This window comes from Cryobacterium lactosi (genome assembly GCF_004403945.1).
GTDB lineage: Bacteria > Actinomycetota > Actinomycetes > Actinomycetales > Microbacteriaceae > Cryobacterium > Cryobacterium lactosi.
Genome location: NZ_SOHM01000036.1, coordinates 83,971 through 109,349 on the forward strand (window position 1 = coordinate 83,971; position 25,379 = coordinate 109,349).

Below are 25,379 nucleotides of genomic sequence, written 5' to 3' on the forward strand. Positions count from 1 at the left end.
GAAGCGATACGGATGTCTGTGGCGAGGCCGGTTAGAACTGCTCAGCCTCGGTGGAACCGGCCAGCGCGAGGGTGGCGCTGGTGGGGTTGAGCGCGGTGGCGATCCGGTCGAAGTAGCCGGTGCCCACCTCCCGCTGGTGGCGGGTGGCGGTGTAGCCGTCGGCCTCCGAGGCGAACTCGGCCTCCTGCAGGTCGACGTATGCGCTCATCTGACGCTCGGAGTAGTCCTTGGCCAGGGTGAACATGGAGTGGTTGAGGGCGTGGAAGCCGGCCAGCGTGATGAACTGGAACGCGTAACCGCAGGCGGCGAGTTCTTTTTGGAACACCGCGATCTGCTCGTCGTTGAGGTGGGATTTCCAGTTGAACGACGGCGAGCAGTTGTAGGCGAGCTTTTTGCCGGGGAACTGGGCGTGGATCTCCTTGGCGAAGCGCTGGGCGAGTGCGAGGTCGGGCTCGCTGCTCTCCACCCAGAGCAGGTCGGCGTACGGCGCGTAGGCCAGGCCGCGGGCGATGACCACATCGGGTCCGTTCGCGGTGTCGTAGAACCCCTCGGCGGTGCGGGAACCGGTGAGGAATTCCCGGTCGCGCTCGTCGATGTCGCTCGTGATGAGGGTAGCCGCGAGCGAGTCGGTGCGCGCGATGATGATCGTGGGCACCCCCGCGACATCCGCCGCCAGCCGGGCCGCGTTGAGGGTACGGATGTGCTGACCGGTGGGCACGAGCACCTTGCCGCCCATGTGGCCGCACTTCTTCTCGCTGGCCAGCTGGTCTTCCCAGTGCACGCCCGCCGCGCCGGCCTCGATCATCGACGCCATCAGCTCATAGGCGTTCAGCGGGCCACCGAAGCCGGCCTCGGCGTCGGCCACGATCGGCGCCATCCAGTCGATGCCGGTGCCGTTGTTCGTGGCGTCGGCCCCGGATGCGACCGCTTCCGAGCCCTCGATCTGCCCGGCGCGCAGCAGCGCGTTGTTGATGCGCCGCACCACGGCGGGCACCGAGTTCGCCGGGTAGAGCGACTGGTCGGGGTAGGTCTGGCCGGACAGGTTGGCGTCGGCCGCGACCTGCCAACCGGACAGGTAGATGGCCTTGAGCCCGGCGCGCACCTGCTGCACGGCCTGGTTGCCGGTGAGGGCGCCGAGCGCGGCGACCCACTCCGGGTTCTCCGGGGTGCCGTTCTGGTGGATGAGCTCCCAGAGCTTCTCGGCGCCGCGGCGGGCCAGGGTGCGCTCTTCCCGCACCGCACCGCGCAGCGCGATTACGTCCTCGGCGGTGTAGTCGCGACGCACACCCTCCCAGCGCGGGTCGGCGGCCCACTCCAGGGCGAGTTCTGCGGCCGTCTGAGTCTGATCGCCGGGCCGGGCGCCGGTGGGGCCGGATTTGGGGGTGCCTGATGCGTTGTGTCCTGATGCGGCGGGGTGCGTCATGGTGTTCTCCTCGGTCTGCGTCATTGCGGATCGTGCGGGGCGGATCGTGCGGGCCAAATAGTGCGGGCCAAATAGTGCGGGGCGGATCTGGTGTGTGCACCCACTCTGCGGCGCGCCATCGCCCGCACCCCTGGCTCGTTCCGAAGAAGAAATCCTGTTCTTCCGGTTGTGTGAACAATCGCCGCATGTGACCATGAGCAGATGGTCACCGTCGATCCCAGCTTCTCGTCCGCCGCCGCGCCCACCCGTCCGGCGCCTGCCCCGACCAGCACGCCCGGCGCCGCCGACCCGGGCGAAACCGGCCTCGACGCGCTCACCCTCGGGCGTCGCATCCGGGATCGGCGGCACCGGCTCGGACTCACCCTTGACACCCTCGCCGCGGCCGTCGACCGGGCACCCTCGCAGATCTCGATGATCGAGAACGGCAAACGTGAGCCGCGGCTGTCGATGCTGCGGCTGATCGCCGCGGCCCTGGACACCTCCGTCGACGAGCTGCTGCGCACCGATGCGCCCACCCCGCGGGCGGCGCTGGAGATCGCCGTCGAACGGGCCCAGCGCGGGCCGGTATTCACGGCCCTCGGGCTGCCTCGGTTCCGGGTCGGCCCCGGCCAACCCGACGAGACCCTGCAGACCATCCTCACCCTGCACAACGAGATCGAACGGCTGCACCGGGAACGGGCGGCCACCCCGGAGGAGGCCAGGCGCGCCAATGCCCAGCTGCGCGCCGAGATGCGCGAGCGGGACAACTACTTCCCCGACCTCGAGGCGCAGGCGCTCGAACTGCTCACCGCCGTCGGGCATTCCGGCGGCCCGGTCTCGCACCAGGTGGTCGCCGACATGGCTGCCCACCTCGGCTTCTCGCTGCACTACGTCGGCGACCTGCCGCACTCCACCCGGTCGGTGACCGACAAGCGCAACGGCCGAATTTACTTGCCCACCGAGCAGTCAGCGTCCCGCGACAGTCGCTCCCCGATCCTCCAAGCCTTCGCCAGCCACCTCTGCGGCCACTCCGAACCGGAAAGTTACGCCGACTTTCTGCGACAGCGGGTGGAGACCAATTACTTAACCGCAGCCATCCTGTTGCCCGAAACCGACACCCTGCGCCTCTTGAACGACGCCAAAGCCGCCCGCCGGATCTCGCTCGAAGACCTGCGGGATGCCTTCTCGGTGTCCTACGAGACCGCCGCGCACCGCTTCACCAACCTGGCCACGGCCAGGCTGGGCATCCCGGTGCATTTCATGAAGGTGCACGAGTCCGGCACCATCATCAAGGCCTACGAGAACGACGACGTGCAGTTCCCCAGCGACGCCCTCGGCGCCGTGGAGGGCTCCACGGTCTGTCGCAGCTGGACCGCTCGCACGGTCTTCGATGTGCCGGACCGGTTCAGCCCCTGGTACCAGTACACCGATACGCCGTCGGGCACCTTCTGGTGCACCTCACGCATCGAGAAGGCCAAGGAAGGCGACTACTCGGTGAGCGTCGGCGTGCCGTTCACGCACGTCAACTGGTTCCGCGGCCGGGAGACCACCAACCGTGCGGTGTCCAGCTGCCCGGATGAGTCCTGCTGCCGGCGGGCGCCCGACACGCTCTCCGGTCGGTGGGAGGGCCAGTCCTGGCCGGTGGCCCGCACCCCCACGAGTCTGCTCGCCGCCCTGCCAACGGGCACCTTTCCCGGTGTCGACCCCACTGAGGTCTACGAGTTCCTCGAGGCGCACTCCCCCGCCTGAGGTGCCCGGCTCGCCCGCGCCGAGTTGATTCCTCGAGTTCGAGAGGATGCGGGCGGGGTCAGGCCGAGGCGCGGGCCAGGTCGGGCAGGCGGTGTAGGGCGTCCACGAGCGGGCCGAGCTCCGGCTCCTCCTCGGCGGCGGCCAGGGCGCCGGCGAGCGCGTCGTCGTAGACCGGGCGGGCCCGGGCCAGCAGTGCTTTGCCGGCCTCGGTGAGCTCGGTGTAGATGCCGCGCCGATCATCAGCGCAGAGGATGCGCGTGAGCAGCGCCCGGTCCTCCAACCGGTTCACCAGGCGGGTCGTGGCACTGCTCGACAGCGCCGCGGCCCGCGCGAGCTGCTGCATCCGCATGTGCCAGCCGTGCTGGCGGCTGAGGGCATCCAGAACCGTGAACTCCACCACCGAGAGGTCGAAGCCGGCCTGCAGGGCGCGCTCCAGCACGGTCTCGATTCGGCCGTGCAGGGCGGCAAGGGTACGCCAGCCTTGCGCCCGAATCTCGACGGCGTCGTCTTCGATGCTCATCCGTGCTGCTCCCTCGACCCGACTCCAGCTAAAAACGCAAGTACAACGCGCTTGCAACTACCAGTCTAGGCAGCCCGGCGCCCACGGCCCAGCCGACTCTCACGACTCCCGGGTGATCTCCACCTTCACGAACAGCTGTGACCCGCCCGACCCGGCGTAGACACCGCGCAGCGGGGCGATGTCGTTATAGTCGCGGCCTCGGCCGACGCCCACGTGCCGGTCGCCGATGTCGATCAGGTTGGTGGGATCGTAGCCGCGCCACTCGCCGCAGAACCACTCCACCCAGGCGTGCGATTCCCCGGTGACGGTCTCCCCGATCAACGCGTCCGGTTTGGGGTGCAGGTAGCCGGAGACGTAGCGGGCCGGGATACCGACCGAGCGGAGCGCCCCGAGTGCCACATGCGTGATGTCCTGACAGACCCCGCGTTTGTCGGACCAGGCCTCGCGGGCATTGGTCTTCACACCGGTGACCCCCTGCACGTAGGCCATGTTCTCGCCCACGAACCGGCAGATCGCCAGCGCCGCGTCACACGGGTCAAGCCGGCCGGCGATTTCGGCGGCGCTTGCCACCACATCCTCCGGTGGCTCGGTGAGTGGCGTCTGCCAGGACTGTTCGACGGAGGAGGTCGACCTGGCCACCAGCGCCGCCAGGTCGTCCCAGGGCATCGGATGCAGCGGGTGCTCCCGTGGCGACACCTCCACGAGGCTGTTGGCGGTGAGGGTCAGCTCGGCATGCGGGGTGAGCACTTCGAACGACGACACCCGGGTGCCCCAGTAGTCCACATAGTTGTGGTTGCTCGAGACCGGGCTGATGTCCAGGTTGGAGTACAACACGAACTGGTCCGGCGACGTGACGGGCAGCATCCGCGCCTCGTTGTACGACGTCGCGACCTCACCGTTGTACCGGTAGCCGGTGGTGTGCCGGATGCGCAGGCGTTTCACGATGCCTCTCCCGTCCAGGTGGGCACAGCGCTGGTGGGGAAGTACCGTTGCCCGATCGACTCCGACGCGGTGCTGGTGGCGTCCTGCACCATGTCCATGTGCCCGGGCAGGTCGTTCAGGATCTCCATGATCGGCCGGTATTCCAACTGGCTACGGATCTGGCCGAGCACCCGCTGGGACGACTCCGAGACACCCAACCGGTCGGTGCGCGGTTCCAGCTCCTGCAGGCACTGCTCCGCCCGCGAGATCGAGAAGACGATCGACCGCGGGAACAGCCGGTCGAGCAGCAGGAATTCGGCAGCGTTCCGGGCCGAGGGCACCCCGCGGTAGGTGCGCAGATATGACTCGTACGCCCCGCAGGAGCGCAGGATGGTCGTCCAGGACGGCCCGCTGTTCTCGGTCAGCGACCGGGTGGCCAGCAGTCGCGCGGTCATGTCTGCCTGCTCGAGGCTGCGGCCCAACGTGAAGAAGTGCCAGGCGTCGTCCCGGCTGGCGCTGGACTCCACGATCCCCACAGCCAGGGCCGCGCGTTCGCGCACCCAGCCGAAGAAGTCGTGGGTCTTGGCGCTGGCGATGTTCTTGGGCATCTTCGTGTAGGTGGTGTTCAGGCACTCCCACAGCTCGGTCGACACGATCTCCCTAGCCCGCCGGGCGTTCTCCCTGGCGGCGCCGAGCGAGTACGCGATCGAGGCCGGATGCGTGCGGTCCGCCGCCAGGGTCGCGAGCACGTCCTTGCGGGTCAGCTCACGGTTGGGCGGCACCGGGCTGCCCATCAGGTGCAGCAGGGACCGGCAGGCGAGGTTCTCCTCGATCCACGGGTCCTCCAGCAGCAGCTGCAGGTGCACGTCCAGGATGCGGGCAGTGCCGTCGCTGCGTTCGATGTAACGGCCGATCCAGAACAGGCTCTCGGCGATGCGGCTCAGCATTCGAGGATCCTTTCGGCTGGAGTGATGGTGTGTTGCTGTTGCTGTTGCTGTTCTTGATCCTGGTCGCCTCCCGGCGGGGTGTCCTGCGGGGAGTGGTCGACGATCCGGGTCGGGATGATCGAGATGGACTGGGTGTTCGCGGCCTGGTCGTTGACGAGACCCTGGATGTTGCGGGCCGAACCGCCACCGGTGTTGAAGTCGGGCTCGAGCCCGATCACCCAGGTGTCCTTCGACCCACCGCCCTGGCTGGAGTTCACCACGAGCTCACCCTCAGGCAGGGCCACCCGGGTGAGGCCGCCCGGCAGCACCCAGACATCCGACCCGTCGTTCACCGCGAACGGACGGAGGTCCGCATGACGGGGACGCATCCCGTCGTCGACGAGGGTGGGGATTGTCGACAGCTGCACCACCGGCTGGGCGATCCAGCCGCGCGGATCCTTGAGCAGCTGCAGCCGCAGGGTCTCCAGCTCCGCCTTGGACGCTGCCGGCCCCACCACGAGGCCCTTGCCGCCCGAGCCGTCGACGGGCTTGACAACGAGTTCGTCGAGCCTGTCGAGCACCTCCTCCAGCGCCAGCGGGTCTTCGAGCCGCCAGGTGTCCACGTTGGGGATGATCGCGTCCTCGCCGAGGTAGTACTTGATCAGGTCGGGCAGGTAGGTGTACACCAGCTTGTCGTCGGCGACGCCGTTGCCGACGGCGTTGGCGATGGTCACGTTGCCCAGGCGTGCGGCCATCAGGATGCCCGGCGACCCCAACTGGGAGTCGGCACGGAACTGCAGTGGGTCCAGGAACTCGTCGTCGACCCTGCGGTAGATCACGTCGACCCGGGTCGGGCCCGCCGTGGTGCGCATCCAGACCCGGCCGCCGGAGCAGAACAGGTCGCGGCCCTCGACGAGCTCGACGCCCATCAGCCGGGCCAGCAGGGTGTGCTCGAAGTAGGCGGAGTTGAAGACGCCGGGGGTGAGCACCACGATGTTGGGGTCGTCGACGCCGGCCGGGGCCGAGGCACGCAGGGCCTGCAACAGCTTGTTCGGGTAGTCGCCCACCGGGCGCACCCGCATCGAGACGAACAGTTCGGGCAGGGTCTGCGCCATCACGCGCCGGTTGGAGATGACGTAGCTGACCCCGCTGGGCACCCGCACGTTGTCTTCGAGCACCCGCCAGGCGCCCACCTCGTCGCGGATCAGGTCGATGCCGGACACCTGGATCCGCACATTGTTCGCCGACGTGATGCCCGCGGCCTGACGGTGGAAGTGCTTGGACGAGGTGATCAGGCCGGCGGGAATGACGCCGTCTCGCACCGCGGCCTGCGGGCCGTAGATGTCTGCCAGGAAGGCCTCCAGCGCGAGGACTCGCTGCTTGATGCCGGCCTCCACGTTCACCCATTCCGGCTGCTCGATCACCCGGGGCACGGCGTCGAGCGGGAACGGCCGCTCCTCGCCGGCGAAGTCGAACGTCACTCCCTGGGCCAGGTAGGAGCTGGCCAGGGCGTCGGTGCGCCCGCGCAGTTCCTCCTGGGTCATGCGGGCGAGCGCGTTGTAAACGTCCTTGTATGCCGCCCGGGTTTCCGTGGGCGAGAGCGACGACGGATCCGGGAACATCTCGTCCCAGGCCGAAGTCGCGCCTCGCTCGCGGGGCGGTGCGGAGGTAGCGCCATAGCCACTGAAGAGGTCAACCATGACTGGATGCTAGTCGCCCGGTGTTGCCGTTTTGTTTCCTGCTTGCGGCGCGTCCGGTGGTTCATCCCGGGTGCCCCGCCGCGCGCCGGACCGACCCATCTGTCGTCCCCACCGTGCAATATGCATACACAATCATGTGAACAAGCGAGCCGTGCCCTGCAGATCTCCCGAAATCGGTGACAGACTGCGGCTTTTTTGCATACAGTTAGCAAAAGTCCGATTCTCTGCCGCACACGTCAGTTCACGTTCGGCCGCACCAACAAGATCCGAGCACTCATGCGCGCTGTTGTATGGCCCCGATGGTTGGGGCTGCTGATCCTGCTGTCCCTGGTGGCCTGCCCAGTGATCATCACGTGGTCGCTGGCCGGACCCGACACCGCATTGCTGGGCTCGCTCTCGGAGCGACTGCCGTTTGCCGCGGCGGGCACCGTGGTTGCACCGATCCTGTCCGGTCTTCTGGGCGTGGGTTCAGGCCTGTTGGTCACGCGGCGCCGTGGCTGGGCCGACCAGCGGTTTCGTGCGCTGATTCTTGCCGGGGGCGCCGTATGCCTGCTCTGGTTGACGCTCGTGAGTGTCTTCTGGTTTGCGGTGCAGGGTGAGATCCTGCCGTTACTGGCCGATGAGCCGGCTGCCCACGCCGGACTGGACACGCTGAACACCCTCCTCATTCCGTCCACCATCGCGGTGTTCGGCGGCGCGGTCGCCGTCGCCGTGCACGTCAGGGCGGCGACGCGGATCATGGTCACCGAGGGGCACGTGCAAACCGCCCGCAGTCGGGGGCTGCCCACCACCTGGCCGATCCTTCGCCGGGTGATCCGCCGCACGCTACCCGCAATCGTGGCCGTCCAGCTCGTCGAGTTCCTCGTGTTCTACGGTGGCTCGCTGACTGTCCAGGCCGCACTCGCCACACCGCTCCCGGCCGCCGACCTGCCCCCGCTGCTCCCCGCCGAAAGTCTGCCCATAGTGCTCGGGAGCATCCTGCTCGGCGCCGTCGGCTTCGTGATGGCCGGTGTCGCCCTCGCAACGAGCACCCCGGCACCCGTCGTCGACACGCTGCGGCGGACTTCGGCTGCGGACAGCGGGCTCGCCGCCCTGCTCGCCGTACCGGGAATCACCTCACCACGGCCCAGCCCTCCCCGGCCCAGCCTCACCAAGCCCACCCTGGCCTCCACAGGTTTCCGGGCCGCTGATTTCCTCGACATCCGCGACCTGCGCACCCGCACGACCGGGGAAGGACTGCAGCGGGAGCCTCTGGACGGCGTCAGCCTCACGCTGCCGCGTGGGCAGACCCTTGCGGTCATCGGCGACGACCCGGACGGCACCTCGTTGCTCTGCCAGTCCATCGCCGGAATGCAGCACTTGAGGCACACCGCAATGTCAGGGTCTATCCTCTTCGACGGCATCGAACTCGTCGGGCTGCCAGAGCGGGACTTCCGGCACCTGCGTGGGCAGCGCATCGGGTTCCTGCCCGCGCCGGCTGCCGACCACTTCGACCCGAACGCCCGCATCGGGCAGCACCTCGTGACGCTGGTCACCCGCCGGACCGAAACGCCCCGATCCCAAGCCCGCTCGGCTGCCCTGGCGCTGATGGCCCAGGTCGGTCTCGACGATGCGGAGAAGGTGTTCGCGGCCTACCCCGGTGAGACGCCGACGGCGACCTGCCAGCGAGTGCTGCTCGCCGGTGCGCTGGTCGGCGGGCCGCAACTGGTCGTCGCCGACGATCCCACCAGGGGCTTCACCGCCGGTGATGAGGCAGAATTCCTCGACCTGCTGCACTCGCTGCAACAGGAGCGCGGCTTCACCCTCATCATCGTGTCCCCGAGGGTGGAGATCGCCGTACGATGCGACCGGGTCGCGATCATGAGCCATGGCGCCATCGTGGAATACGCGTCGGTTCCGGAGCTGCTGACCGCGCCCCAGCATCCGCACACCCAGCGGCTGGTCGCACGGGGCGCGCCGGAATCCAACGGCCCCTGACGCTCACGGTCGCGCCCCGGTTCGAGCACGCCCGCGCGGCTCAAGAGCCGGTCAGGCGTCGCTGACGGCGTTGCGGGCGCCGAGGATGTGCGATCGCATGGCCGCTTCGGCCCAAATGGTGTCACCCGTGCGCAGAGCGGTCAGGATGTCGCGGTGCTGGTGGTTGCTCCGCGAGCGGTACAGCGCGCCGTGAGCGCGGAAGGCGGCCTCCATCAACGGCACCCGGGCAACTGAGGTGGTCAGGGCCATCAGCTGCGGACTGCGGGAGGCGGTGACCACGATGCGATGGAATTCGGCGTTGAGCCTGCCCAGTTCGGTGATTCCGAGCTCGTCTTCCGCCGTCACCAGGGGTTCCATGGCGTCGATGAGCACGCTGAGCATGGCGATTTCGTCAGGCGTGATCCGACTTGCGGCCAAGCCTGCGGCCCGGCTTTCGAGCCCGGCCCGCACGAAGTAGGTTTCGCGAACCTGTTCGATGGTCCACGGCACCACCTGGGCGCCGCGATTGGGAACGACGGTCACCAGTCCGGCCTCGTCGAGGCGGCGGAGCGCTTCCCGGATCGGGGTGCGGCTCACCCCGAGTTCCTCGGCCAGGGCCTGTTCCCTCAGCATCAGGCCGGAAACCAGTTCGCCGGAGAGGATGCGCGCGCGCAGGGTCAGATAGACCGTTTCCCCACCTGTTGACGCCACGATTCCCCTTCTTCGCGACGGGCACTCCTGCCCGTGCTATCGAGCTTGACACAGTACGGCGGCCAACGGGGGCTGCCCTCGCCAAACCTCGCAGACTGCCCAGTACTGGGGTGACGCCGCCCCCGCCCTGCAAGCAAGAGGGCCGGGCACACAAAAGGGCCCGTCTCGCGACGGGCCCCTGTGTCGATGTGCGTTTCTTGCGAAACGCGCCAGCGAAATGCTTAGATGCTGTTCACATCGAGCGGGATGCCGGGACCGAACGTGGTCGACACGGCGCCCTTGGTGATGTAGCGGCCCTTGGAGGAGCTCGGCTTGAGGCGAACGATCTCCTCGAGTGCTGCGCCGATGTTCTCGTTCAGCTGGTCGGCCGAGAACGAAGCCTTGCCAACGACGAAGTGCACGTTGGAGTGCTTGTCGACGCGGAATTCGATCTTTCCGCCCTTGATGTCGGACACGGCCTTGGCGACGTCAGGCGTCACGGTTCCGGTCTTCGGGTTGGGCATGAGACCGCGCGGGCCGAGGACCTTACCGAGACGACCGACCTTGCCCATGAGCTCGGGGGTCGAGACGGCGGAGTCGAACGAGGTGTAGCCGGCGGCTACCTTCTCGATGAGCTCGTCGCCACCGACCTCGTCGGCGCCGGCAGCGATGGCTGCCTCAGCCGCGGGGCCCGTTGCGAAGACGATGACGCGGGCGGTCTTGCCGGTGCCGTGGGGAAGAATCACGGTGCCGCGGACCATCTGGTCTGCCTTGCGGGGGTCGACGCCGAGCTTGAGCGCGACCTCGACGGTGGAGTTGAACTTGACGGAGCCGGTCTCGCGAGCGAGGGTGACGGCTTCGGTGGGGGTGTAGAACTTATCGGCTTCGATCTTCTCGACCGCAGCGCGGTAGGCCTTTGACTTGGGTGCCATTTTGAATCTCCTGTAGATGCATGTGCTGAGAGCGTGGTTTTCGTGAGCCTGGCTGGCTCTTCCACTTGGTGCCAGTCGGCAGGTCGCTGAGACCATGCCTGTCGGCGGGTGTTCGACGAATCGAACGAAAGGGTGTTAGCCCTCGACCGTGATGCCCATGGAGCGAGCGGTTCCGGCGATGATCTTCGACGCGGCGTCGAGGTCATTGGCGTTGAGGTCAACCATCTTGGCCTCGGCGATTTCGCGAACCTGCGCCTTGGTGAGCTTGGCAACCTTGACGGTGTGCGGGGTTCCGCTGCCCTTGGCAACTCCTGCGGCCTTCTTGATGAGCTCCGCTGCGGGCGGGGTCTTCAGGATGAAGGTGAAGGAACGGTCGTCGTACACGGTGATCTCAACCGGGATGACGTTGCCGCGCTGGGATTCGGTCTGGGCGTTGTAGGCCTTGCAGAATTCCATGATGTTAACGCCGTGCTGACCCAGCGCCGGCCCGATGGGGGGTGCGGGGTTGGCGGCGCCGGCCTTGATCTGAAGCTTGATCAGACCAGTAACCTTCTTCTTCGGTGCCATGTTCTATTCCTTTTCAGTGATCGAACCCGGGATCGAGCTAGTCGAGATCCAGGTTCTCCCGCGTCCCCGGCATTTCCGGGGGGCGGTGGTTGGGGGAGGTTAAAGCTTGGTGACCTGGTCGAAGCTGAGCTCGACCGGGGTCTCGCGCTCGAAGAGCGACACGAGCACGATGAGCTTGCCGCTCTCGGGCTTGATCTCGCTGATCGAACCGGGCAGGCCCGCGAACGAGCCTTCCTTGATCGTGATGGTCTCGCCGATTTCGTAGTCGATCTCGGCGGGCAGAACGCGCTGGGCGGCCTTGCCTGGGGCGCCGGACTTGGTGACCGGGACATCCTTGATCTCAACGAGGCCCTTGAGCATGCCGAAGGCTTCTTCGAAACGCAGCGGGGTGGGGTTGTGCGCGTTGCCCACGAAGCCGGTGACCCCGGGGGTGTGGCGCACGACAGACCAGCTGTCTTCGTTGAGGTCCATGCGCACCAGGACGTAGCCGGGGATGCGCACGCGGGTGACCATCTTGCGCTGGCCGTTCTTGATCTCGACGACGTCTTCCATCGGAACCTCGACCTGGTAGATGAAATCTTCCATGGCCATCGACTGCTTGCGGTTCTCGATGTTCGACTTCACGCGACGTTCGAAGCCGGCGTAGGAGTGGATGACGAACCACTTGCCGGGCTGGAAGCGCAGTTCCTTGCGGAAGGCTTCGTACGGGTCTTCCTCTTCGGCTTCAGCGTCGGCGTCGGTCTCGACGGATGCGTCCCCGTCGACCTCTTCCTCGTCTTCAACGGCTTCGACGGCGGCCTCGGCCTCGTCGGCGGAGTCGATGTCGAGGGCGTCTTCGACGATGGCGTCGGCCTCGGGGTCCGTGGACTCGGCGAGGGCGTCCAGTGCGGCGTCGAGGTCGTCTTCGACGTCGGCGTTTTCGTCTTCAACGTGCAGGGCGACCTGCTCGGCGGCTTCGACCGACGTTTCGTCGGCGGCGAGGGTGTTGCCCTCCTGCGCCTCATCGTCGTTGGAGGACTGCTCGGCGGCGGTGGCCCAGTCGACGTCGTCGCGATTGGTCTCAGTCACTAAATATCAATCCTTCTTCTATTGCGTGGGCGTGAGGCTGCAGCGTTCTGATTACTGCCGTGGTGCGTGCTCACCGATCCACGTTTTTCATGATCAGTCTCGGTGCCGCTAGTGCGGCACGGGTCAACTGGGAGTGCCGAATACGTACGTGACGACGAGCGCGAACACCCAGTCGAGTGCCGATACCAGCGCCATCATGATCACGACGAAAACCAGAACCACACCGGTGTAGCTGAGCAGTTCCTTGCGGGTCGGGGTGACGACCTTGCGGAGTTCGGCCAGGACCTGCTTGATAAACAGGGACACCCGAGCGAACGGACCGCGTTTGGTTTCGCGGGCCACTCTGGCGTTGGCGACGATTTCCTCGCTGGGTTCGTCGATAACTTTTCGGGCCACCTGTTACACCTTTCGTGGGCCGGCGGAAAGACCACCGACTTGCAGGGCGGACAGGACTCGAACCTGCAACCTGCGGTTTTGGAGACCGCTGCTCTACCAATTGAGCCACCACCCTATGAAGCGAAACCGTCAGGCGTCAATGCCGCCCAGGCTGGCCGAATGACCAAAATAGGCGCAAAAAAGCTTGGCAGATTTCAACTACCGGATCAAGTCTAGGTCACGGCGAAGGCCCTGTAAAGCCAGCACCCCTGTTCCCCGCACACGACGGCCCCGTATGCTCGTTATGTGGCACACGACATCAAACGGATCTCCACCAGAATCGGCTCCATTGCGGAGTCCGCAACCCTCAAAGTCGACGGCAAGGCCAAGGCGCTGCAGGCCGCCGGACGGCCGGTGATCAGCTTCGCCGCGGGCGAGCCGGACTTCCCGACCCCGCCGCACATCGTCGAGGCCGCGCTGGCCGCCGTGAAGGATCCGCGCAACCACCGGTACACGCCGGCAGCCGGCCTGCCGGAGTTGCGCGAAGCCATCGCAGCGAAGACGCTGCGCGACAGCGGCCTGGCCGTTCCGGCATCCCGGGTGCTCGTCACCAACGGTGGCAAGCAGGCCGTCTACCAGGCCTTCGCCACCCTGCTCGACCCGGGTGACGAGGTGCTGCTGCCCACCCCGTACTGGACCACGTACCCGGAGGCGATCCGCCTCGCCGGCGGCGTGCCTGTCGACGTGTTCGCCGGCAGCGACCAGGGCTACCTGGTCACCGTCGAGCAGCTCGAAGCCGCCCGCACCGACAAGACCAAGGTGCTGCTGTTCGTCTCCCCCTCCAACCCCACCGGCGCCGTCTACTCCGAGGACGAGACCCGCGCCATCGGCGAATGGGCCGAGGAACACGGGCTCTGGGTGATCAGCGATGAGATTTACCAGAACCTCACCTATGACGGGGTGCGCGCGGTCTCGATCGTCGAGGCCGTCCCCGCCCTGGCCGACCGCACCATCCTGGTCAACGGGGTCGCCAAGACCTACGCCATGACCGGCTGGCGCCTGGGCTGGATGGTGGGGCCGCAGGATGCGATCACGGCCGCGGCCAACCTGCAGTCGCACCTCAGCTCCAACGTGTCGAACATCTCCCAGCGCGCCGGCATCGCGGCGTTGAACGGACCGCAGGACGCCGCAGAAGCCATGCGGGTTGCGTTCGACCGCCGCCGCAAGCTCATCGTCGCCGAGCTCAACAAGATCCCCGGCATCCGCACGCCCACCCCGCAGGGGGCGTTCTACGTGTACCCCGACGTGACCGGTCTGCTCGGCCGCACCTGGGGCGGGGTCACCCCCACCACGTCGCTCGAGCTGGCCGACCTGATCCTGGATCAGGCCGAGGTCGCCGCGGTCCCCGGCGAGGCCTTCGGGCCGAGCGGCTTCCTCCGCCTGTCCTACGCTCTGGGCGACGATGCACTCCTGGAGGGCATCCGTCGCCTCCAGAAGCTGTTCTCCTAGCCTTCGGGTCTCCGCGAACTGTGAGCTAAGCACCTCAACCCGCGAGTTTTCGGGGCTTAACTCACGGTTCGCGTATCCACCGGGCGGTGGATGGGGACATCGACCGGAAAGGTGTTGCCCCGGGGCGGCTCTGGGGCGATTGTGGGTACATGACAACTCCACCTCCGGCCGTGCGTGTGGCGCGGCTGAGCAAGTCGTACGGCGCGTTCGACGCGGTCAACGACATCAGCTTCGACATCCGCGCCGGGGAGACCTTCGCGCTGCTCGGCCCGAACGGCGCGGGCAAGAGCAGCACTATCGAGATTCTCGAGGGCTACCGCGACCGGTCGGAGGGTGACGTCACGGTGCTGGGCGAAGACCCCCAGCATGCCGGCCTGGACTGGAAGGCACGCATCGGCATCGTCCTGCAGTCCAGCGGCGAGAGCGGCAACGCCACGGTCATCGAGCAGCTGCGGCACTTCGCCGGCCTCTACCCCAACCCGCGATCGGTAGACGAAGTCCTCGCCGCGGTCGGGCTCGAGGAGAAGGCGAAGACCCGCATCCACAAGCTCTCCGGCGGGCAGCAACGGCGCGTGGATGTGGCGCTGGGCATTATCGGCCGGCCGGAACTGCTCTTCCTGGACGAGCCGACCACCGGCTTCGACCCCGAGGCCCGGCACCAGTTCTGGGATCTCATCCGCACCCTCAAGTCCGAGGGCACCACGATACTGCTGACCACTCACAACCTCGACGAGGCTGCGGAGCTCAGTGACCGTGCAGGCATCATCGTCGGGGGCAAGCTCATCGACATCGGCACCATCGGCGAGCTCGGCGGCCCGGCCGCGCGCATCCCGGTGGTGCGCTGGCTGGATGCCGACGGGGCGGCACAGGAGTGCCGCACCGAGACGCCGGCCCGGCTGGTCGCCCAACTGGCCAGAGATCTCGGCGGCGAACCCGCCGAGCTGCAAATCATCAGGCCCAGCCTCGAAGACATCTACCTGGGCCTGGTGCGCGGTCACGCGGCCGGCACCACCAGCGCCACCGAAAGCACGGAGGTGCTCGCATGAGCGCGACGCTCACCCCGCAACCGCAGCGGCCTCGGCTCGCACAGCGCCGCACCACCAGGCACGGCATGTTGACCCTCGGCCTGGCCCGGGTGGGCTTCGAGATCAAGCTGTATTTCCGCTCCACCGACACGGTTTTCTTCACGTTCCTGTTCCCGTTCATCATGCTGGGCATCTTCACGGCCGCCTTCAGCGCCTCCGGCAACATCGGCACCAACCCGGACGGCTCCGGCGGCATCAGTGTGGGCGCGTACTACCTGCCAGGCATGCTGGCCGCCGGCATGCTGCTCTCCGGGCTGCAGAACCTCGCCATCGACATCGCCGGAGAGAAGGGTGACGGCACCCTCAAGCGGCTCGGCGGTACCCCGCTGTCACCGCTGAGCTACTTCATCGGCAAGATCGGCCAGGTGCTCGTCACGGGCATCCTGCAGGCCGTGCTGCTGCTCGTGGTGGCCAGGTTCGTCTTCGACATCGCCCTGCCCACCGATCCGGAGAAATGGCTCACCTTCGCCTGGGTGTTCCTGCTCGGCGTGATCACCTGCGCTTTCCTGGGCATCGCCCTCTCGGCCCTGCCCCGGTCGGGCCGCAGCGCCTCGGCCGTCGTGATCCCGATCGTGCTGGTGCTGCAGTTCATCTCCGGCGTCTACCTGCAGTTCAACCAGCTCCCCGATTGGATGCAGAACGTCGCGGGCCTGTTCCCGCTCAAGTGGATGGCGCAGGGCATGCGGGCGGTGTTCCTGCCCGACAGCTTCGCCGTCCAGGAGCAGAACGGCGCCTGGGAGCTGGGCATGGTGGCGCTCGCGCTGCTGATCTGGCTGGTGGTGGGCCTGGTCGGCAGTAGGCTCACCTTCCGCTGGATCCGCAAGGACGCCTGATGCGCCGGGGGCATGGGATGCTTAGCGCATGAATGCCAGGCGGTGGTGGGACCTGATCGTGGTCGGGTCCCTCCTCGTTCTGGTTCTCATCACGCTGGACGGCACGGCGTCCGGCCCCGCCGCTCACGTCGGCGCGGTGCTCGCACTCGCGACGATCGGTCTCGCCTACCTGGTCTGGGGCCGGCGGATGCTCCGCTCACCGAACGCGTCGGGAAGCGCCGGCGACTCCGGGTTCGACCTCGTGGCGTTCCCCGTGTCCGCCCGGCTGTTCCAGGTCACCCTGATCGTCGCGTGCGGTGCTGCCGCGGCGTTCGACCCGAGCCTGGCCACCGCGCAGACGCTGGCATTTCCGATCCTCTGGGCCTTGGCGCCGTCGTTCTCCGGCGCCGTCGTCCTGAGCGCCCTGCTGGCCTTCTCTGCCGGCCTGGGCCTGTGGGTCGGCATGGGGCGCACCAGTGACGCGGCCGTTCAGGCCGCCGCGATCGAGTCGATCTCCTTCGTCTTCGCCCTGGCGATGGGCACCTGGATCACTCGCATCGCCGACGCCGGCACCGCCCAGCGACGGCTGGTGGAGAAGCTCACCGCCGCGCAGGAGGAACTCGCCGTCCTGCACCGCGATGCCGGCAGCTCGGCCGAGCGGGAGCGCCTGGCCCGCGAGATCCACGACACCATCGCGCAGAGCCTCACCAGCCTGGTCATGCTCACCCAGCGCGGCCGCTCCGAGCTGGCCGCCCTGCCCGGCGACACCTCCGCCGTGGCCGACAGCCTCGACCTGATCGAGTCGACCGGGCGCGAGGCCCTCACCGAGGCCCGCGCGCTCGTGGCGTCGATGTCGCCGGTGCGAGCCGCCGACGGCGACCTCGCCCACACCGTGACCCGGCTCGCGGAACGCTTCGAACGGGAGACCGGGATCCAGGTGACGCTGGGCCTCGACGGCCTGGGCGGGGCCGGCACGCTGGATCGCGCCCTCGAGGTGGTGCTGTTGCGCTGCGCTCAGGAGGGTCTGGCCAATGTGCGCAAACACTCCAGGGCCGACGTCGCCCGCATTACCATCGACCGCACGGCCGATGAGGTCACCCTCACGGTCGCCGACAACGGCCAGGGCCTGGGCGGGTACCGTCCGGAGTCCGAAAACGGCTTCGGCCTGGCAGGCATGCGCGACAGGGTCGGCCTGGTCGGCGGCAGGCTCGAGGCGGCCGACGCCACGACCGGAACCGGCACGGTGCTTCGAGTGATGCTGCCGACGCCAGTGCCGGTAGCGATGCCCGTGCCCGGGCTCCTGCCGGCCACCCCCGGTGGGCGCGGATGATCCGGGTTCTGGTCGCCGACGACCATCCGATCGTGCGCGGCGGCATTGTGGGCCTGCTCGGCGCCGCCGCCGACATCGAGGTGGTCGGTGAGGCCGCCGACGGCGTCGCCGCGGTACGGCTGGCCGAAGAACTGCGCCCGGACCTGGTGCTGATGGACCTGCGGATGCCGCACCTGGACGGCGCCGCGGCCACGGCTCAGATCCTGGCGCACAACCCGGCCACCCGGGTGCTGATCCTCACCACCTACGAGTCCGACGACCAGATCCTCGGCGCCATCGCCGCCGGGGCCAGCGGCTACCTGCTCAAGGCCGCGCCCCAGGCCGAGATCATCGAGGGCGTGCGCTCGGTCTACGGCGGCCAGACCGTGCTGGCCCCGGTCATCGCCGCCAAGCTGGTGCAACGGGTGCGCGCGGATGCGACGCCGGCGCCCAGGCTGTCGGCCCGCGAACTGCAGGTGCTGCGCCTGGTGGCGGCAGGCGAGAGCAACCCGCAGATCGCCAGGTCGCTCTTCATCGGCGAAGCCACCGTGAAGACCCACCTGCTGCACGTGTTCGACAAGCTCGGGGTGAGTGACCGCACCCGCGCGGTCACCCTGGCGATGGAACTGCGCCTGCTCTAGCCCGCTCATCCCCGCCCGTTGCCCGCCGGGAGCGCCGGACACGATCTCGCGAGAAGACACTTGGGGCCAGTCGGAGGGCTCTGCAACTGGCCCCAACTGTCCTCTCGCCGGCGGCGTCGCTCGCGAGAAGGCACTGTGGGGTAGTCCGGGGCTCCACAACTGGCCTTAAATGCCCTCTCGGCGGCAGCCTTGTGAGCGGGCAGCGCGGCAGCCTGGCTGCTAGACCAGCGAGAAGCCCACGAAGACGGGCTCGGGGTGCAGGATGACACCGAAGTCGGCCTGTACCCGCTGCTGCACAAAACGGGCCAGCTGGCCGATCTCGTCGGCGGTGGCCCCGCCGGTGTTGGTGATGGCCAGTGTGTGCTTGCTCGAGATCGCTGCGGCGGAGCCGGGCAGTCTGAAGCCGCGCTGGATGCCGGAGTGCTCGATCAGCCAGGCGGCGCTGAGCTTCACGGTGCGCAGGACCTCCGCGCCCGGCATCGGTCCAACCCCGGCGTACTCGTCGAGCGGGATCACCCGGTCGGGCAGGTCGATCTCGGCCTGCTTCCAGCGCGGGGCGTCGGCGGGCAGCGAGCGGGCGAAGCTCTCGGTCACGATCGGGTTGGTGAAGAACGACCCGGCGCTGAAGGTGTCGGGGTCGGCGTCGTTGAGCACCATGCCCTTGCTCGCCCGCAGCTCGAGCACGCTCCGGCGCAGGTCGGCCAGCGGTACCCGGTCGCCCAGCTGCACACCGAGGGCCTGGGCCAGCTGCGGGTAGGTCACCGGCCGGCTCAGGGCGCTGCCGAGCACGGCGGCCTGCGGCGACATGTCGTGCAGGTCCAGTTCGATGGCCAGCACCACACCTCGGCGACCCTGCTTGAGCACGGAGGTGCGGTAGCCCAGCCCGAGCTCGGCGGCGCTGAGGTGCTCCACCTCGCCGGATTCGTAGTCGAGGAAGTCGATGGCGGCCAGGCTGCTGGCCAGTTCCTGGCCGTAGGCGCCGATGTTCTGCACCGGGGCGGCGCCGCTGGTGCCCGGGATGCCGGAGAGCGCTTCGATGCCGGCCCAGCCGTTGGCCACGGTGAGCGCGACGAGGTCATCCCACGGTTCACCGGCCTGCACACGGATCCGCACGGCCCGCCCGTCGACATCTCCGCCGACACCCCCGTCGGTACCCGGCGCGGTCACGGCCTCGCTCGCGGGCGCGGTCGTCCGCTCTGGAGCCGGAGCAAGCACCTGCACACCGCGGGTGCACACCCGGATGACGGTGCCGTCGAAGCCGGCGTCGGCCGCGACAGTGTTCGAGCCGCCGCCCAGCAGCATCCACGGCTCGTCGGACGCCCAGGCGTCGAGGGCGGCCTGGATCAGGCCGGCTTCGTCGCCGGGTGCCACCAGGTGCGCCGGAGCGCCGCCGACACGCAGTGTGGTCAGTTCGGCCAGGGTCACGGGCGCCGGAACAGGCACGGGCTCGGTCATGACAGCCCTAGACCAGGGAGACGCGCGCCTGCGCCTTGCCGAGAACGGTGACCGAGTTGAAGGTCACGGTGAGGTCGATCCGGGCCACCCCGGCGTCGGCGTCCAGCGCTCCCACCTTGGCGACCACGGTCACGACGGCGCCGAGGTCGGGGTCGACCGGCACCGGCCGGGTGAACCGTACCTGGTAGTCGAGCACCCGGGCGGAGTCGCCGGCCCAGTCCACGACAGGCTGGATGGCCAGGCCCATGGTGAGCATGCCGTGCGCGAGCACACCGGGCAGCCCCACCGCGTGGGCCACGTCGTCGCGGTAGTGGATGGGGTTGAAGTCGCCGGAGGCGCCCGCGTATCGAACGAGGGAGTCCCGGGTCAGCGGGAAGCTGCTCTCCGCGACGATGTCACCCACCGTGAGGGTGTCCAAGGCGGGCGTGACGGGTGCGCTGATGGTCATTCGTCTCCCCTGACGACAAGGGTGGAGGTAGCGGTGACGACGTGGGCGCCGGTGGCGTCGACGACTGTCGACTCCGCGGTGACCATCGAGTGACCGCCGAGGCTCTTCACGCTGGCGACGCGAAGCGTTGCGGTGAGTTCGTCGCCGGCCACGATCGGGCGGCTGTAGCTGAAGCGCTGGTCGCCGTGCACCACCCGGGTGAAATCGATGCCGGCGTCGGGTTCGGCCAGGAGCTGGGCGAGCGTCGCCTCCTGCACCACGACGGCGAACGTGGGCGGCGCGACGATGTCGCTGTGCCCGGCGGCGCGGGCGGCGTCAGGGTCGAAGTTGATCGGGTTGGTCGCGAAGACTGCACGCGAGAATTCGCGCACCTTCTCCCGGCCGACGAGATACGGCGGCACGGCGGGAAAGACCCGGCCCTGGATTGCTGGATTCACGGACACGTACCGAGTGTACTTGCGCCACGCAAGCGGGCGCTGGCCGGGCGGCGCCCGCTCGGCATGTAGCGGCCGGCAGAATTGTCCAGAAGGTGAGGTTAAGGCAGACTTGGCCCAGTGGATTACGTACAGGTCGCACTGACCGCCCCTGAGGTTGCCCCCTTGCTCACCGGCCTGCGCCAGGAGTACGACGCCCGGTACGGGCAGGGCGCCGGCGAGTCGGTTCTGGATGTCGACGCGGGCGAGTTCGACGGGCCGACCGGCGCTTTTGTGGTGCTGCTCGATGAGGGCACCACGGTTGCCGGCGGCGGCATCCGTCGCATCGACGACACTGTCGTGGAGATCAAGCGGATGTGGACCAACCCCGACTACCGCCGTCAGGGCTACGCCAGCCGGCTGCTGCGCGAGCTCGCCGGCCTGGCCCGCCAGCTCGGCTATCAGCGGGTGCGGCTCGAAACCGGCTACGCCCAGCCCGAGGCGTTGGCGCTGTACCGGCGGCTGGGGTTCGTGCAGATCGACAGCTACGGCCCGTATGAGAACGCCACAGCTTTCGAGCTGAGCCTGGACGACGTCACGACGAAGCCCCGCCACTGACGGCAGCCAGGGCCGGCAGGGACGGGGCTTGCGGGAGGACTTAGACGGACGGGATGACCAGTCCGCCCCAGGTCTCTTCCATGTAGGCCGCGGTCTCGTCGGAGAGCAGCAGCTCCTTGAGCTTGACGATGCGCGGGTCGTTCTCGAGCTCCGGCGTGGTCGCCAGCACGTTGGCGTACGGGCTGTCGGAGCCCTCGATCAGGATCGCCTGGTCGGCGGTGAGGCCGGCCGGCAGTGCGAACGAGATGGTGACGAACGCGGCGTCGACATCCTGCACGGCCTGCGGCAGGGTGGCGTTCTCGATCTCCCGGAACTCGTACTTGTTGGGGTTGTCGGTGATGTCGGCGAGCGACGTCGGCTCATCCGTGGTCTCGATCAGGCCTTCGCCGGCGAGGATCTTGAGCGCGCGGCCCTCGTTCGTCGGGTCGTTCGGGATGGCGATGGTGGCGCCGTCCTTGAGGTCGTCGAGGGACTTCACGGTGTTGCTGTAGAACGCGGCGCTGGGCAGGTAGATCTCGCCGACGCTGACCAGGTTGCCGCCGGCCTGCGTGTTGTAGGTCTCGAGGAACGTGGCGTTCTGGAACAGGTTCGCGTCGATCGACCCGTCGGACAGCGCCACGTTGGGCGTGTTGTAGTCGGTGAACTCCTGGAACTTGATGTCCAGACCCGCGTCGGCGGCGAGGTTGTCCTGCACGAACTTGAGGATGTCGCCGGCCGGGGTGGCCAGGGCGCCCACGGTGACCGTGCCGAGGTCGTCGCCGGCGGCTCCGGTAGTGGCGGCGGGCTCGTCGGCCGTTCCCGCGCAAGCGGTGAGGGCGAAGACGGCCCAGAGGGCAACGGCGGCACCAGCAAGGCGCGTGCGGCGGGTGGTGAACTGCATGGGCGGACTCTTCTCGTGGGGTGGGGTGGTGGCCACGCCGTCATGCTGACTTCGACGCGGTCGGGTGGGGACTGGGGTGGGTCAGGCGCCGGTGATGACGCTTTCGCGCAGGGCCGGCAGGATCTTCTCGGCGCGGGCGGGCCGCGACTTGTGCGCGAAGCGCCGGGCCAGCAACGTCGCCAACCCCTGCAGCACCATCACGATCACGAAGATCACGATGATCACGGCGACCATGTGGATGGTGCTGTAGCGCTGGTAGCCGTAGCGCACGGCCACGTCACCCAGGCCGCCGCCGGCGACGGTCCCGACCATGGCCGAGAAGTTGATGATCGACGTCACCGTGGTGGACAGACCCAGGATCATCGGCGAGAGCGCCTCGGGCACCAGCACCTTGGACACGATCTGCCAGCGGGTGGCCCCGAGCGACTCAGCCGCCTCGATCAGGCCGGTGTCGACTTCCTTGATCGCGATCTCCACCATCCGGGCGAAGAACGGGATCGCCACGACGGCCAGCGGCACGATCGCGGCGGTGGGGCCGATGAAGGTGCCCACGACGAGCCTGGTGAACGGGATCAGGGCCACCATCAGGATGATGAACGGCACGCTGCGGCCGAGGTTGACGATGAACTCGAGCACCCGGTTGACCACCCGGCCCAAGCGGCGGGAGCCGAACGGGCTCTCGAACAGGCCGCCGGCTTCGGTGCCGACGAGCACGATGCCCAGCGGCAGGCCCACGAGGATGGTGATGAGCAGCGAAACGCCCACCATATAGAGGGTCTGCCCGGTGCCGACGAGCAGCACCTGGAACAGGCCGGACCAGAAGTCGGGTGCGGATGGATCGATCATAAGTTACTCCCCCACGATTTCGACGAGCATGCCCTGGCTGCGGAGGTCGCGGATCGGCGCGGCATTGCCCGCCGGGCTACCCGGCAGCGCCAGGCGGGTGCGGCCGGCCTGATTGCCGCCGATGGTCTCGATGGCGGCGCCGAGGATCGACACGTCCAGACCGTAGGTGCGGGCCAGCTGGGCGATCACGGGGCGGTCGGCGGAGCCGCCGCTGAAGGTGATGTCGATGACGGTGTCGCCCGGCAGCGACGGTACGGCGCCGAGCGGGAAGAGTTCGTGGGCGAGGCGGGACCCGGCGGTGGAGATCAGCGAGACGATGCGGCCCTGCTCGACGATCCGGCCGCCCTCGATCAGCGCGGCGGAGTCGCAGATGCGCTTGACCACATCCATCTCGTGCGTGATCAGCAGCACGGTGAGGCCCAGGTCGGTGTTGATCTTCTTGACCAGGTCGAGGATCGACCGGGTGGTTTCGGGGTCGAGGGCGCTGGTGGCCTCGTCGGAGAGCAGCACCTTGGGGCTGCCGGCCAGTGCCCGGGCGATGCCCACCCGCTGCTTCTGGCCGCCGGAGAGTTCGGCGGGGTAGGCCCCGGCCTTGTCGGCCAGGCCGACCAGGTCGAGGATCTCCAGGGCCCGGCGTCGGCGGGCGTCGCCGTCCACGCCGATGATCTCCAGGCCCAGCTCCACGTTCCCGCGCACCGTGCGGCCCTGCAACAGGTTGAAGTGTTGGAAGACCATGCCGATCTTGCGGCGGGCCCGACGCAGGTCGGCCGGCGTGAGCGCGGTGAGCTCGTCGCCGTCCACGGTCACCGTGCCGGTATCCGGCCGTTCGAGCAGGTTGACGGCACGGATGAGGGTGCTCTTGCCTGCGCCGCTCTGCCCGATGACGCCGTAGATCTCGCCCTCGGCCACCTCCAGCGAGACATCCTGCAGGGCCGCGGTGACGGTGCCGCCTGAGCGGAATGTCTTGGAGACGTGCTGTACGGAGATCACGGGGGTCCTGAGGTTCTGGCCGAGCTGTGCGAGCGGCGGTGTCGGGCGGCCTTCTACCGCAGTCCTTCCGAGTGTGTCAATCGCAACGCCGTCGGCCAAATCACTGTGACGAAATGCGTCACCTGACCCCCGGAAGCCACACCGACCCGCTACGAGGGATAACGTTGACTCGTTATGCATAACAAATTGACCCCACACCCCGATCTTCCGATCGACCTGCCCACGGCCGAACGCCTCGCCAAGGCCGTCGAGCACTACGGCGAGTCCACCGTCGTCGACCACTCCGTCGCCTTGATGCGCGGCAAGAACGCCGGCAAGGACTTCCTCCTCTATGTGGGCGGCCGGCACGCGCTCGGCATCCTCGAGGGAGCGCCGGCGCTGTACTGGCCCGAGCTGTGGGGCGCCCGCGCCCTGCTGCACGTCTGGAACGACTCTGCGGCCCCGTACGTGGTCGTCGGCCTGAACAACGAGGCCTGGCGCATCCGCGAGATGTGCGCGAAGGTCGTCATGCTTCGGAAGCTCGATGTAGCGCCCAAGCTCGTGAAGGCCACCACCGACGAGGTGCCCCGCGTGCGGGTCGCCGCCCTCAACGCCCTCGCCCTGCAGGGTCGCGAACAGGACATCCCCACCATCGTGGTTCGCCTGCGCGACCCCGACAAGGATGTGCGCCGCGCCGCCCAGCAGGCCCGCGACGCCATCGCGACCCGGCTCAACCTTCCCAAGGAGTAACCCACGAACGCCATCGCCGCTTCGCACCAGGACACCCCGCACCGGAGCACGCAGCCGTACCGCCGCTTTGTGGCGATCGGCGACAGCTTCACCGAGGGCGTCGGTGACGACCTGCCCGACGGCCAGGTGCGCGGCTGGGCCGACCTTGTCGCGCTCGGGCTGGCCGCGGCGGCCCCCGAGCCGGTCTCGTACGCGAACCTCGCCATCCGCGGCAAGCTGCTCGGCCCGATCGTGAACGACCAGCTGGAGCCGGCGCTGGCGCTGAAGCCCGACCTGCTCACCGTCTGCGGTGGCGGCAACGACATGATGCGCCCCCGGGTGGAGATCTCCTACGTCGTCGACCTGCTCGACAGGGTCGTCGATCGGGCGGTGGCCGACGGCATCCACGTTGTGGTGCTCAGCGGCGGCAATCCGTCCAGGCACCTGCCGTTGGGTTCGTTGATGCAGAAGCGCGGCGACAGGCTCGCCGAGGCCGCCAGGGACACCTTCGGCAAGCCCGGCGTTACCCTGGTGGACAACTGGATCGACACCGAGCTGATGAACAGCCGGTTCTGGTCGGCCGACAAGCTGCACCTGAACGCCTGCGGGCACACCCGCGTGGCGATCAACGTGCTCAAGGCCCTCGATGTGCCGATTCCGGCCGGCTGGGGACAGGGACAGGCGGGCGAAGCACCGCCCAGGGAACGCATCCAGGACACCGCCGCCTACTATGCCGCCTACGTGTTGCCGTGGATCGGCCGCCGGCTCACCGGCCGGTCGTCCGGCGACGGACGGCCGCCCAAGCGCCCCGAACTCACCGTCGTCGAGACACCGTAGCCGCACGTCGGCCCGGCGGTTC

The 25,379-nt window shown here is 68.3% G+C and carries 26 protein-coding genes and 1 tRNA gene; 10 read left to right on the forward strand and 17 right to left on the reverse strand.

Annotated elements, in window-relative coordinates:
• Window positions 1-31: 31 nt before the first annotated feature.
• Window positions 32-1,447, reverse strand: coding sequence for an isocitrate lyase (gene aceA, locus E3T61_RS18035; RefSeq protein WP_420898497.1), 1,416 nt, complete (start codon window positions 1,445-1,447; stop codon window positions 32-34).
• A 177-nt stretch (window positions 1,448-1,624) separates the two neighbouring features.
• Here aceA and E3T61_RS18040 point away from each other — a divergent pair, with 177 nt between their 5' ends.
• Window positions 1,625-3,151: a helix-turn-helix transcriptional regulator gene (locus E3T61_RS18040; RefSeq protein ID WP_134642237.1), complete on the forward strand. Its 1,527-nt coding sequence runs from the start codon at window positions 1,625-1,627 to the stop codon at window positions 3,149-3,151.
• Window positions 3,152-3,209: 58 nt separating this feature from the next.
• On the opposite strand, the gene E3T61_RS18045 is transcribed toward E3T61_RS18040, so the two are convergent.
• From E3T61_RS18045 to E3T61_RS18060, 4 genes are all read right to left on the reverse strand, one after another.
• Window positions 3,210-3,671, reverse strand: coding sequence for a MarR family winged helix-turn-helix transcriptional regulator (locus tag E3T61_RS18045; RefSeq protein ID WP_134642238.1), 462 nt, complete (start codon window positions 3,669-3,671; stop codon window positions 3,210-3,212).
• Between the two features lie 99 nt (window positions 3,672-3,770).
• Entirely contained in the window at window positions 3,771-4,613 is an 843-nt protein-coding gene (locus tag E3T61_RS18050) for a transglutaminase family protein (protein ID WP_134642239.1), read from the reverse strand.
• Complete coding sequence (locus E3T61_RS18055; RefSeq protein WP_134642240.1) at window positions 4,610-5,539, reverse strand: alpha-E domain-containing protein; 930 nt, start codon at window positions 5,537-5,539, stop codon at window positions 4,610-4,612. The genes E3T61_RS18050 and E3T61_RS18055 overlap by 4 nt, the downstream gene beginning before the upstream one ends.
• Window positions 5,533-7,218: a circularly permuted type 2 ATP-grasp protein gene (locus tag E3T61_RS18060; protein WP_134642241.1), complete on the reverse strand. Its 1,686-nt coding sequence runs from the start codon at window positions 7,216-7,218 to the stop codon at window positions 5,533-5,535. The genes E3T61_RS18055 and E3T61_RS18060 overlap by 7 nt, the downstream gene beginning before the upstream one ends.
• A gap of 276 nt (window positions 7,219-7,494) precedes the next feature.
• On the opposite strand from E3T61_RS18060, the gene E3T61_RS18065 reads away from it, so the two are divergent.
• Entirely contained in the window at window positions 7,495-9,195 is a 1,701-nt protein-coding gene (locus tag E3T61_RS18065) for an ATP-binding cassette domain-containing protein (RefSeq protein WP_134642242.1), read from the forward strand.
• Window positions 9,196-9,246: 51 nt separating this feature from the next.
• On the opposite strand, the gene E3T61_RS18070 is transcribed toward E3T61_RS18065, so the two are convergent.
• From E3T61_RS18070 to E3T61_RS18095, 6 genes are all read right to left on the reverse strand, one after another.
• Window positions 9,247-9,885, reverse strand: a complete 639-nt coding sequence (locus tag E3T61_RS18070; RefSeq protein WP_134642243.1) for a GntR family transcriptional regulator — start codon at window positions 9,883-9,885, stop codon at window positions 9,247-9,249.
• Window positions 9,886-10,106: 221 nt separating this feature from the next.
• Window positions 10,107-10,796: a 50S ribosomal protein L1 gene (gene rplA / locus E3T61_RS18075; protein ID WP_066592268.1), complete on the reverse strand. Its 690-nt coding sequence runs from the start codon at window positions 10,794-10,796 to the stop codon at window positions 10,107-10,109.
• 135 nt (window positions 10,797-10,931) lie between these two features.
• The gene (gene rplK, locus E3T61_RS18080; RefSeq protein WP_066592266.1) at window positions 10,932-11,363 is read right to left on the reverse strand and encodes a 50S ribosomal protein L11; all 432 of its coding nucleotides are present in this window, start codon (window positions 11,361-11,363) and stop codon (window positions 10,932-10,934) included.
• Between the two features lie 99 nt (window positions 11,364-11,462).
• On the reverse strand, window positions 11,463-12,431 hold the full coding sequence (gene nusG, locus E3T61_RS18085) for a transcription termination/antitermination protein NusG (RefSeq protein WP_134642244.1): 969 nt from the start codon (window positions 12,429-12,431) through the stop codon (window positions 11,463-11,465).
• A gap of 123 nt (window positions 12,432-12,554) precedes the next feature.
• A complete protein-coding gene (gene secE / locus E3T61_RS18090) occupies window positions 12,555-12,827 on the reverse strand; it encodes a preprotein translocase subunit SecE (RefSeq protein ID WP_130177039.1) in 273 nt (90 codons plus the stop codon).
• Between the two features lie 42 nt (window positions 12,828-12,869).
• Window positions 12,870-12,942: transfer RNA gene (locus E3T61_RS18095), tRNA-Trp, on the reverse strand.
• Between the two features lie 170 nt (window positions 12,943-13,112).
• Here E3T61_RS18095 and E3T61_RS18100 point away from each other — a divergent pair.
• From E3T61_RS18100 to E3T61_RS18120, 5 genes are all read left to right on the forward strand, one after another.
• Window positions 13,113-14,315: a pyridoxal phosphate-dependent aminotransferase gene (locus E3T61_RS18100; RefSeq protein ID WP_134642245.1), complete on the forward strand. Its 1,203-nt coding sequence runs from the start codon at window positions 13,113-13,115 to the stop codon at window positions 14,313-14,315.
• A 149-nt stretch (window positions 14,316-14,464) separates the two neighbouring features.
• On the forward strand, window positions 14,465-15,361 hold the full coding sequence (locus E3T61_RS18105) for an ABC transporter ATP-binding protein (RefSeq protein WP_134642246.1): 897 nt from the start codon (window positions 14,465-14,467) through the stop codon (window positions 15,359-15,361).
• Window positions 15,358-16,233 (forward strand): ABC transporter permease, encoded by an 876-nt coding sequence (locus E3T61_RS18110; RefSeq protein WP_134642247.1) that lies wholly within the window; start codon window positions 15,358-15,360, stop codon window positions 16,231-16,233. Before E3T61_RS18105 ends, E3T61_RS18110 begins: the two co-directional genes overlap by 4 nt.
• Window positions 16,234-16,261: 28 nt before the next feature.
• A complete protein-coding gene (locus E3T61_RS18115; RefSeq protein ID WP_134642248.1) occupies window positions 16,262-17,542 on the forward strand; it encodes a sensor histidine kinase in 1,281 nt (426 codons plus the stop codon).
• Entirely contained in the window at window positions 17,539-18,162 is a 624-nt protein-coding gene (locus E3T61_RS18120) for a response regulator (RefSeq protein ID WP_134642249.1), read from the forward strand. Before E3T61_RS18115 ends, E3T61_RS18120 begins: the two co-directional genes overlap by 4 nt.
• Before the next feature lie 219 nt (window positions 18,163-18,381).
• On the opposite strand, the gene E3T61_RS18125 is transcribed toward E3T61_RS18120, so the two are convergent.
• The 3 genes from E3T61_RS18125 to E3T61_RS18135 are packed head-to-tail and all read right to left on the reverse strand — an operon-like array spanning window position 18,382 to window position 20,508.
• On the reverse strand, window positions 18,382-19,617 hold the full coding sequence (locus E3T61_RS18125) for a UDP-N-acetylmuramate dehydrogenase (RefSeq protein ID WP_134642250.1): 1,236 nt from the start codon (window positions 19,615-19,617) through the stop codon (window positions 18,382-18,384).
• A gap of 7 nt (window positions 19,618-19,624) precedes the next feature.
• Window positions 19,625-20,065 (reverse strand): MaoC family dehydratase, encoded by a 441-nt coding sequence (locus tag E3T61_RS18130; RefSeq protein WP_134642251.1) that lies wholly within the window; start codon window positions 20,063-20,065, stop codon window positions 19,625-19,627.
• Window positions 20,062-20,508 (reverse strand): FAS1-like dehydratase domain-containing protein, encoded by a 447-nt coding sequence (locus E3T61_RS18135; protein ID WP_104163907.1) that lies wholly within the window; start codon window positions 20,506-20,508, stop codon window positions 20,062-20,064. Before E3T61_RS18135 ends, E3T61_RS18130 begins: the two co-directional genes overlap by 4 nt.
• 111 nt (window positions 20,509-20,619) lie before the next feature.
• Here E3T61_RS18135 and E3T61_RS18140 point away from each other — a divergent pair, with 111 nt between their 5' ends.
• Window positions 20,620-21,096, forward strand: coding sequence for a GNAT family N-acetyltransferase (locus E3T61_RS18140; protein WP_134642252.1), 477 nt, complete (start codon window positions 20,620-20,622; stop codon window positions 21,094-21,096).
• 40 nt (window positions 21,097-21,136) lie between these two features.
• On the opposite strand, the gene E3T61_RS18145 is transcribed toward E3T61_RS18140, so the two are convergent.
• The 3 genes from E3T61_RS18145 to E3T61_RS18155 all read right to left on the reverse strand — a co-directional run bounded on the left by E3T61_RS18145 (window position 21,137) and on the right by E3T61_RS18155 (window position 23,812).
• Window positions 21,137-21,976, reverse strand: a complete 840-nt coding sequence (locus E3T61_RS18145; protein ID WP_134642253.1) for a MetQ/NlpA family ABC transporter substrate-binding protein — start codon at window positions 21,974-21,976, stop codon at window positions 21,137-21,139.
• A gap of 81 nt (window positions 21,977-22,057) precedes the next feature.
• Window positions 22,058-22,822, reverse strand: a complete 765-nt coding sequence (locus tag E3T61_RS18150) for a methionine ABC transporter permease (RefSeq protein WP_134642254.1) — start codon at window positions 22,820-22,822, stop codon at window positions 22,058-22,060.
• 3 nt (window positions 22,823-22,825) lie between these two features.
• Window positions 22,826-23,812 carry a methionine ABC transporter ATP-binding protein gene (locus E3T61_RS18155; protein ID WP_134642255.1) on the reverse strand — a complete coding sequence of 329 codons (987 nt, stop codon included), beginning with the start codon at window positions 23,810-23,812 and terminating at the stop codon, window positions 22,826-22,828.
• Window positions 23,813-23,986: 174 nt separating this feature from the next.
• Between E3T61_RS18155 and E3T61_RS18160 the strand changes: the two genes are divergently transcribed.
• Together E3T61_RS18160 and E3T61_RS18165 are read left to right on the forward strand one after the other, a co-directional pair.
• Window positions 23,987-24,541: a HEAT repeat domain-containing protein gene (locus tag E3T61_RS18160; RefSeq protein WP_134642256.1), complete on the forward strand. Its 555-nt coding sequence runs from the start codon at window positions 23,987-23,989 to the stop codon at window positions 24,539-24,541.
• Window positions 24,542-24,610: 69 nt separating this feature from the next.
• On the forward strand, window positions 24,611-25,357 hold the full coding sequence (locus E3T61_RS18165) for an SGNH/GDSL hydrolase family protein (RefSeq protein WP_241992664.1): 747 nt from the start codon (window positions 24,611-24,613) through the stop codon (window positions 25,355-25,357).
• The last annotated feature ends 22 nt before the right edge of the window (window positions 25,358-25,379 follow it).

What these genes read in the sequence shown, in the direction of transcription:
- E3T61_RS18060 (WP_134642241.1), bottom strand. Translation starts at nt 7,218, where the DNA reads ATGGTTGACCTCTTCAGTGGCTATGGCGCTACCTCCGCACCGCCCCGC.
- aceA (WP_420898497.1), bottom strand. Translation starts at nt 1,447, where the DNA reads ATGACGCAGACCGAGGAGAACACCATGACGCACCCCGCCGCATCAGGA.
- rplK (WP_066592266.1), bottom strand. Translation starts at nt 11,363, where the DNA reads ATGGCACCGAAGAAGAAGGTTACTGGTCTGATCAAGCTTCAGATCAAG.
- E3T61_RS18125 (WP_134642250.1), bottom strand. Translation starts at nt 19,617, where the DNA reads ATGACCGAGCCCGTGCCTGTTCCGGCGCCCGTGACCCTGGCCGAACTG.
- E3T61_RS18055 (WP_134642240.1), bottom strand. Translation starts at nt 5,539, where the DNA reads ATGCTGAGCCGCATCGCCGAGAGCCTGTTCTGGATCGGCCGTTACATC.
- E3T61_RS18110 (WP_134642247.1), top strand. Translation starts at nt 15,358, where the DNA reads ATGAGCGCGACGCTCACCCCGCAACCGCAGCGGCCTCGGCTCGCACAG.
- E3T61_RS18150 (WP_134642254.1), bottom strand. Translation starts at nt 22,822, where the DNA reads ATGATCGATCCATCCGCACCCGACTTCTGGTCCGGCCTGTTCCAGGTG.
- E3T61_RS18105 (WP_134642246.1), top strand. Translation starts at nt 14,465, where the DNA reads ATGACAACTCCACCTCCGGCCGTGCGTGTGGCGCGGCTGAGCAAGTCG.
- E3T61_RS18130 (WP_134642251.1), bottom strand. Translation starts at nt 20,065, where the DNA reads ATGACCATCAGCGCACCCGTCACGCCCGCCTTGGACACCCTCACGGTG.
- rplA (WP_066592268.1), bottom strand. Translation starts at nt 10,796, where the DNA reads ATGGCACCCAAGTCAAAGGCCTACCGCGCTGCGGTCGAGAAGATCGAA.
- E3T61_RS18115 (WP_134642248.1), top strand. Translation starts at nt 16,262, where the DNA reads ATGAATGCCAGGCGGTGGTGGGACCTGATCGTGGTCGGGTCCCTCCTC.
- E3T61_RS18065 (WP_134642242.1), top strand. Translation starts at nt 7,495, where the DNA reads ATGCGCGCTGTTGTATGGCCCCGATGGTTGGGGCTGCTGATCCTGCTG.
- E3T61_RS18145 (WP_134642253.1), bottom strand. Translation starts at nt 21,976, where the DNA reads ATGCAGTTCACCACCCGCCGCACGCGCCTTGCTGGTGCCGCCGTTGCC.
- E3T61_RS18120 (WP_134642249.1), top strand. Translation starts at nt 17,539, where the DNA reads ATGATCCGGGTTCTGGTCGCCGACGACCATCCGATCGTGCGCGGCGGC.
- E3T61_RS18045 (WP_134642238.1), bottom strand. Translation starts at nt 3,671, where the DNA reads ATGAGCATCGAAGACGACGCCGTCGAGATTCGGGCGCAAGGCTGGCGT.
- E3T61_RS18040 (WP_134642237.1), top strand. Translation starts at nt 1,625, where the DNA reads ATGGTCACCGTCGATCCCAGCTTCTCGTCCGCCGCCGCGCCCACCCGT.
- E3T61_RS18160 (WP_134642256.1), top strand. Translation starts at nt 23,987, where the DNA reads ATGCATAACAAATTGACCCCACACCCCGATCTTCCGATCGACCTGCCC.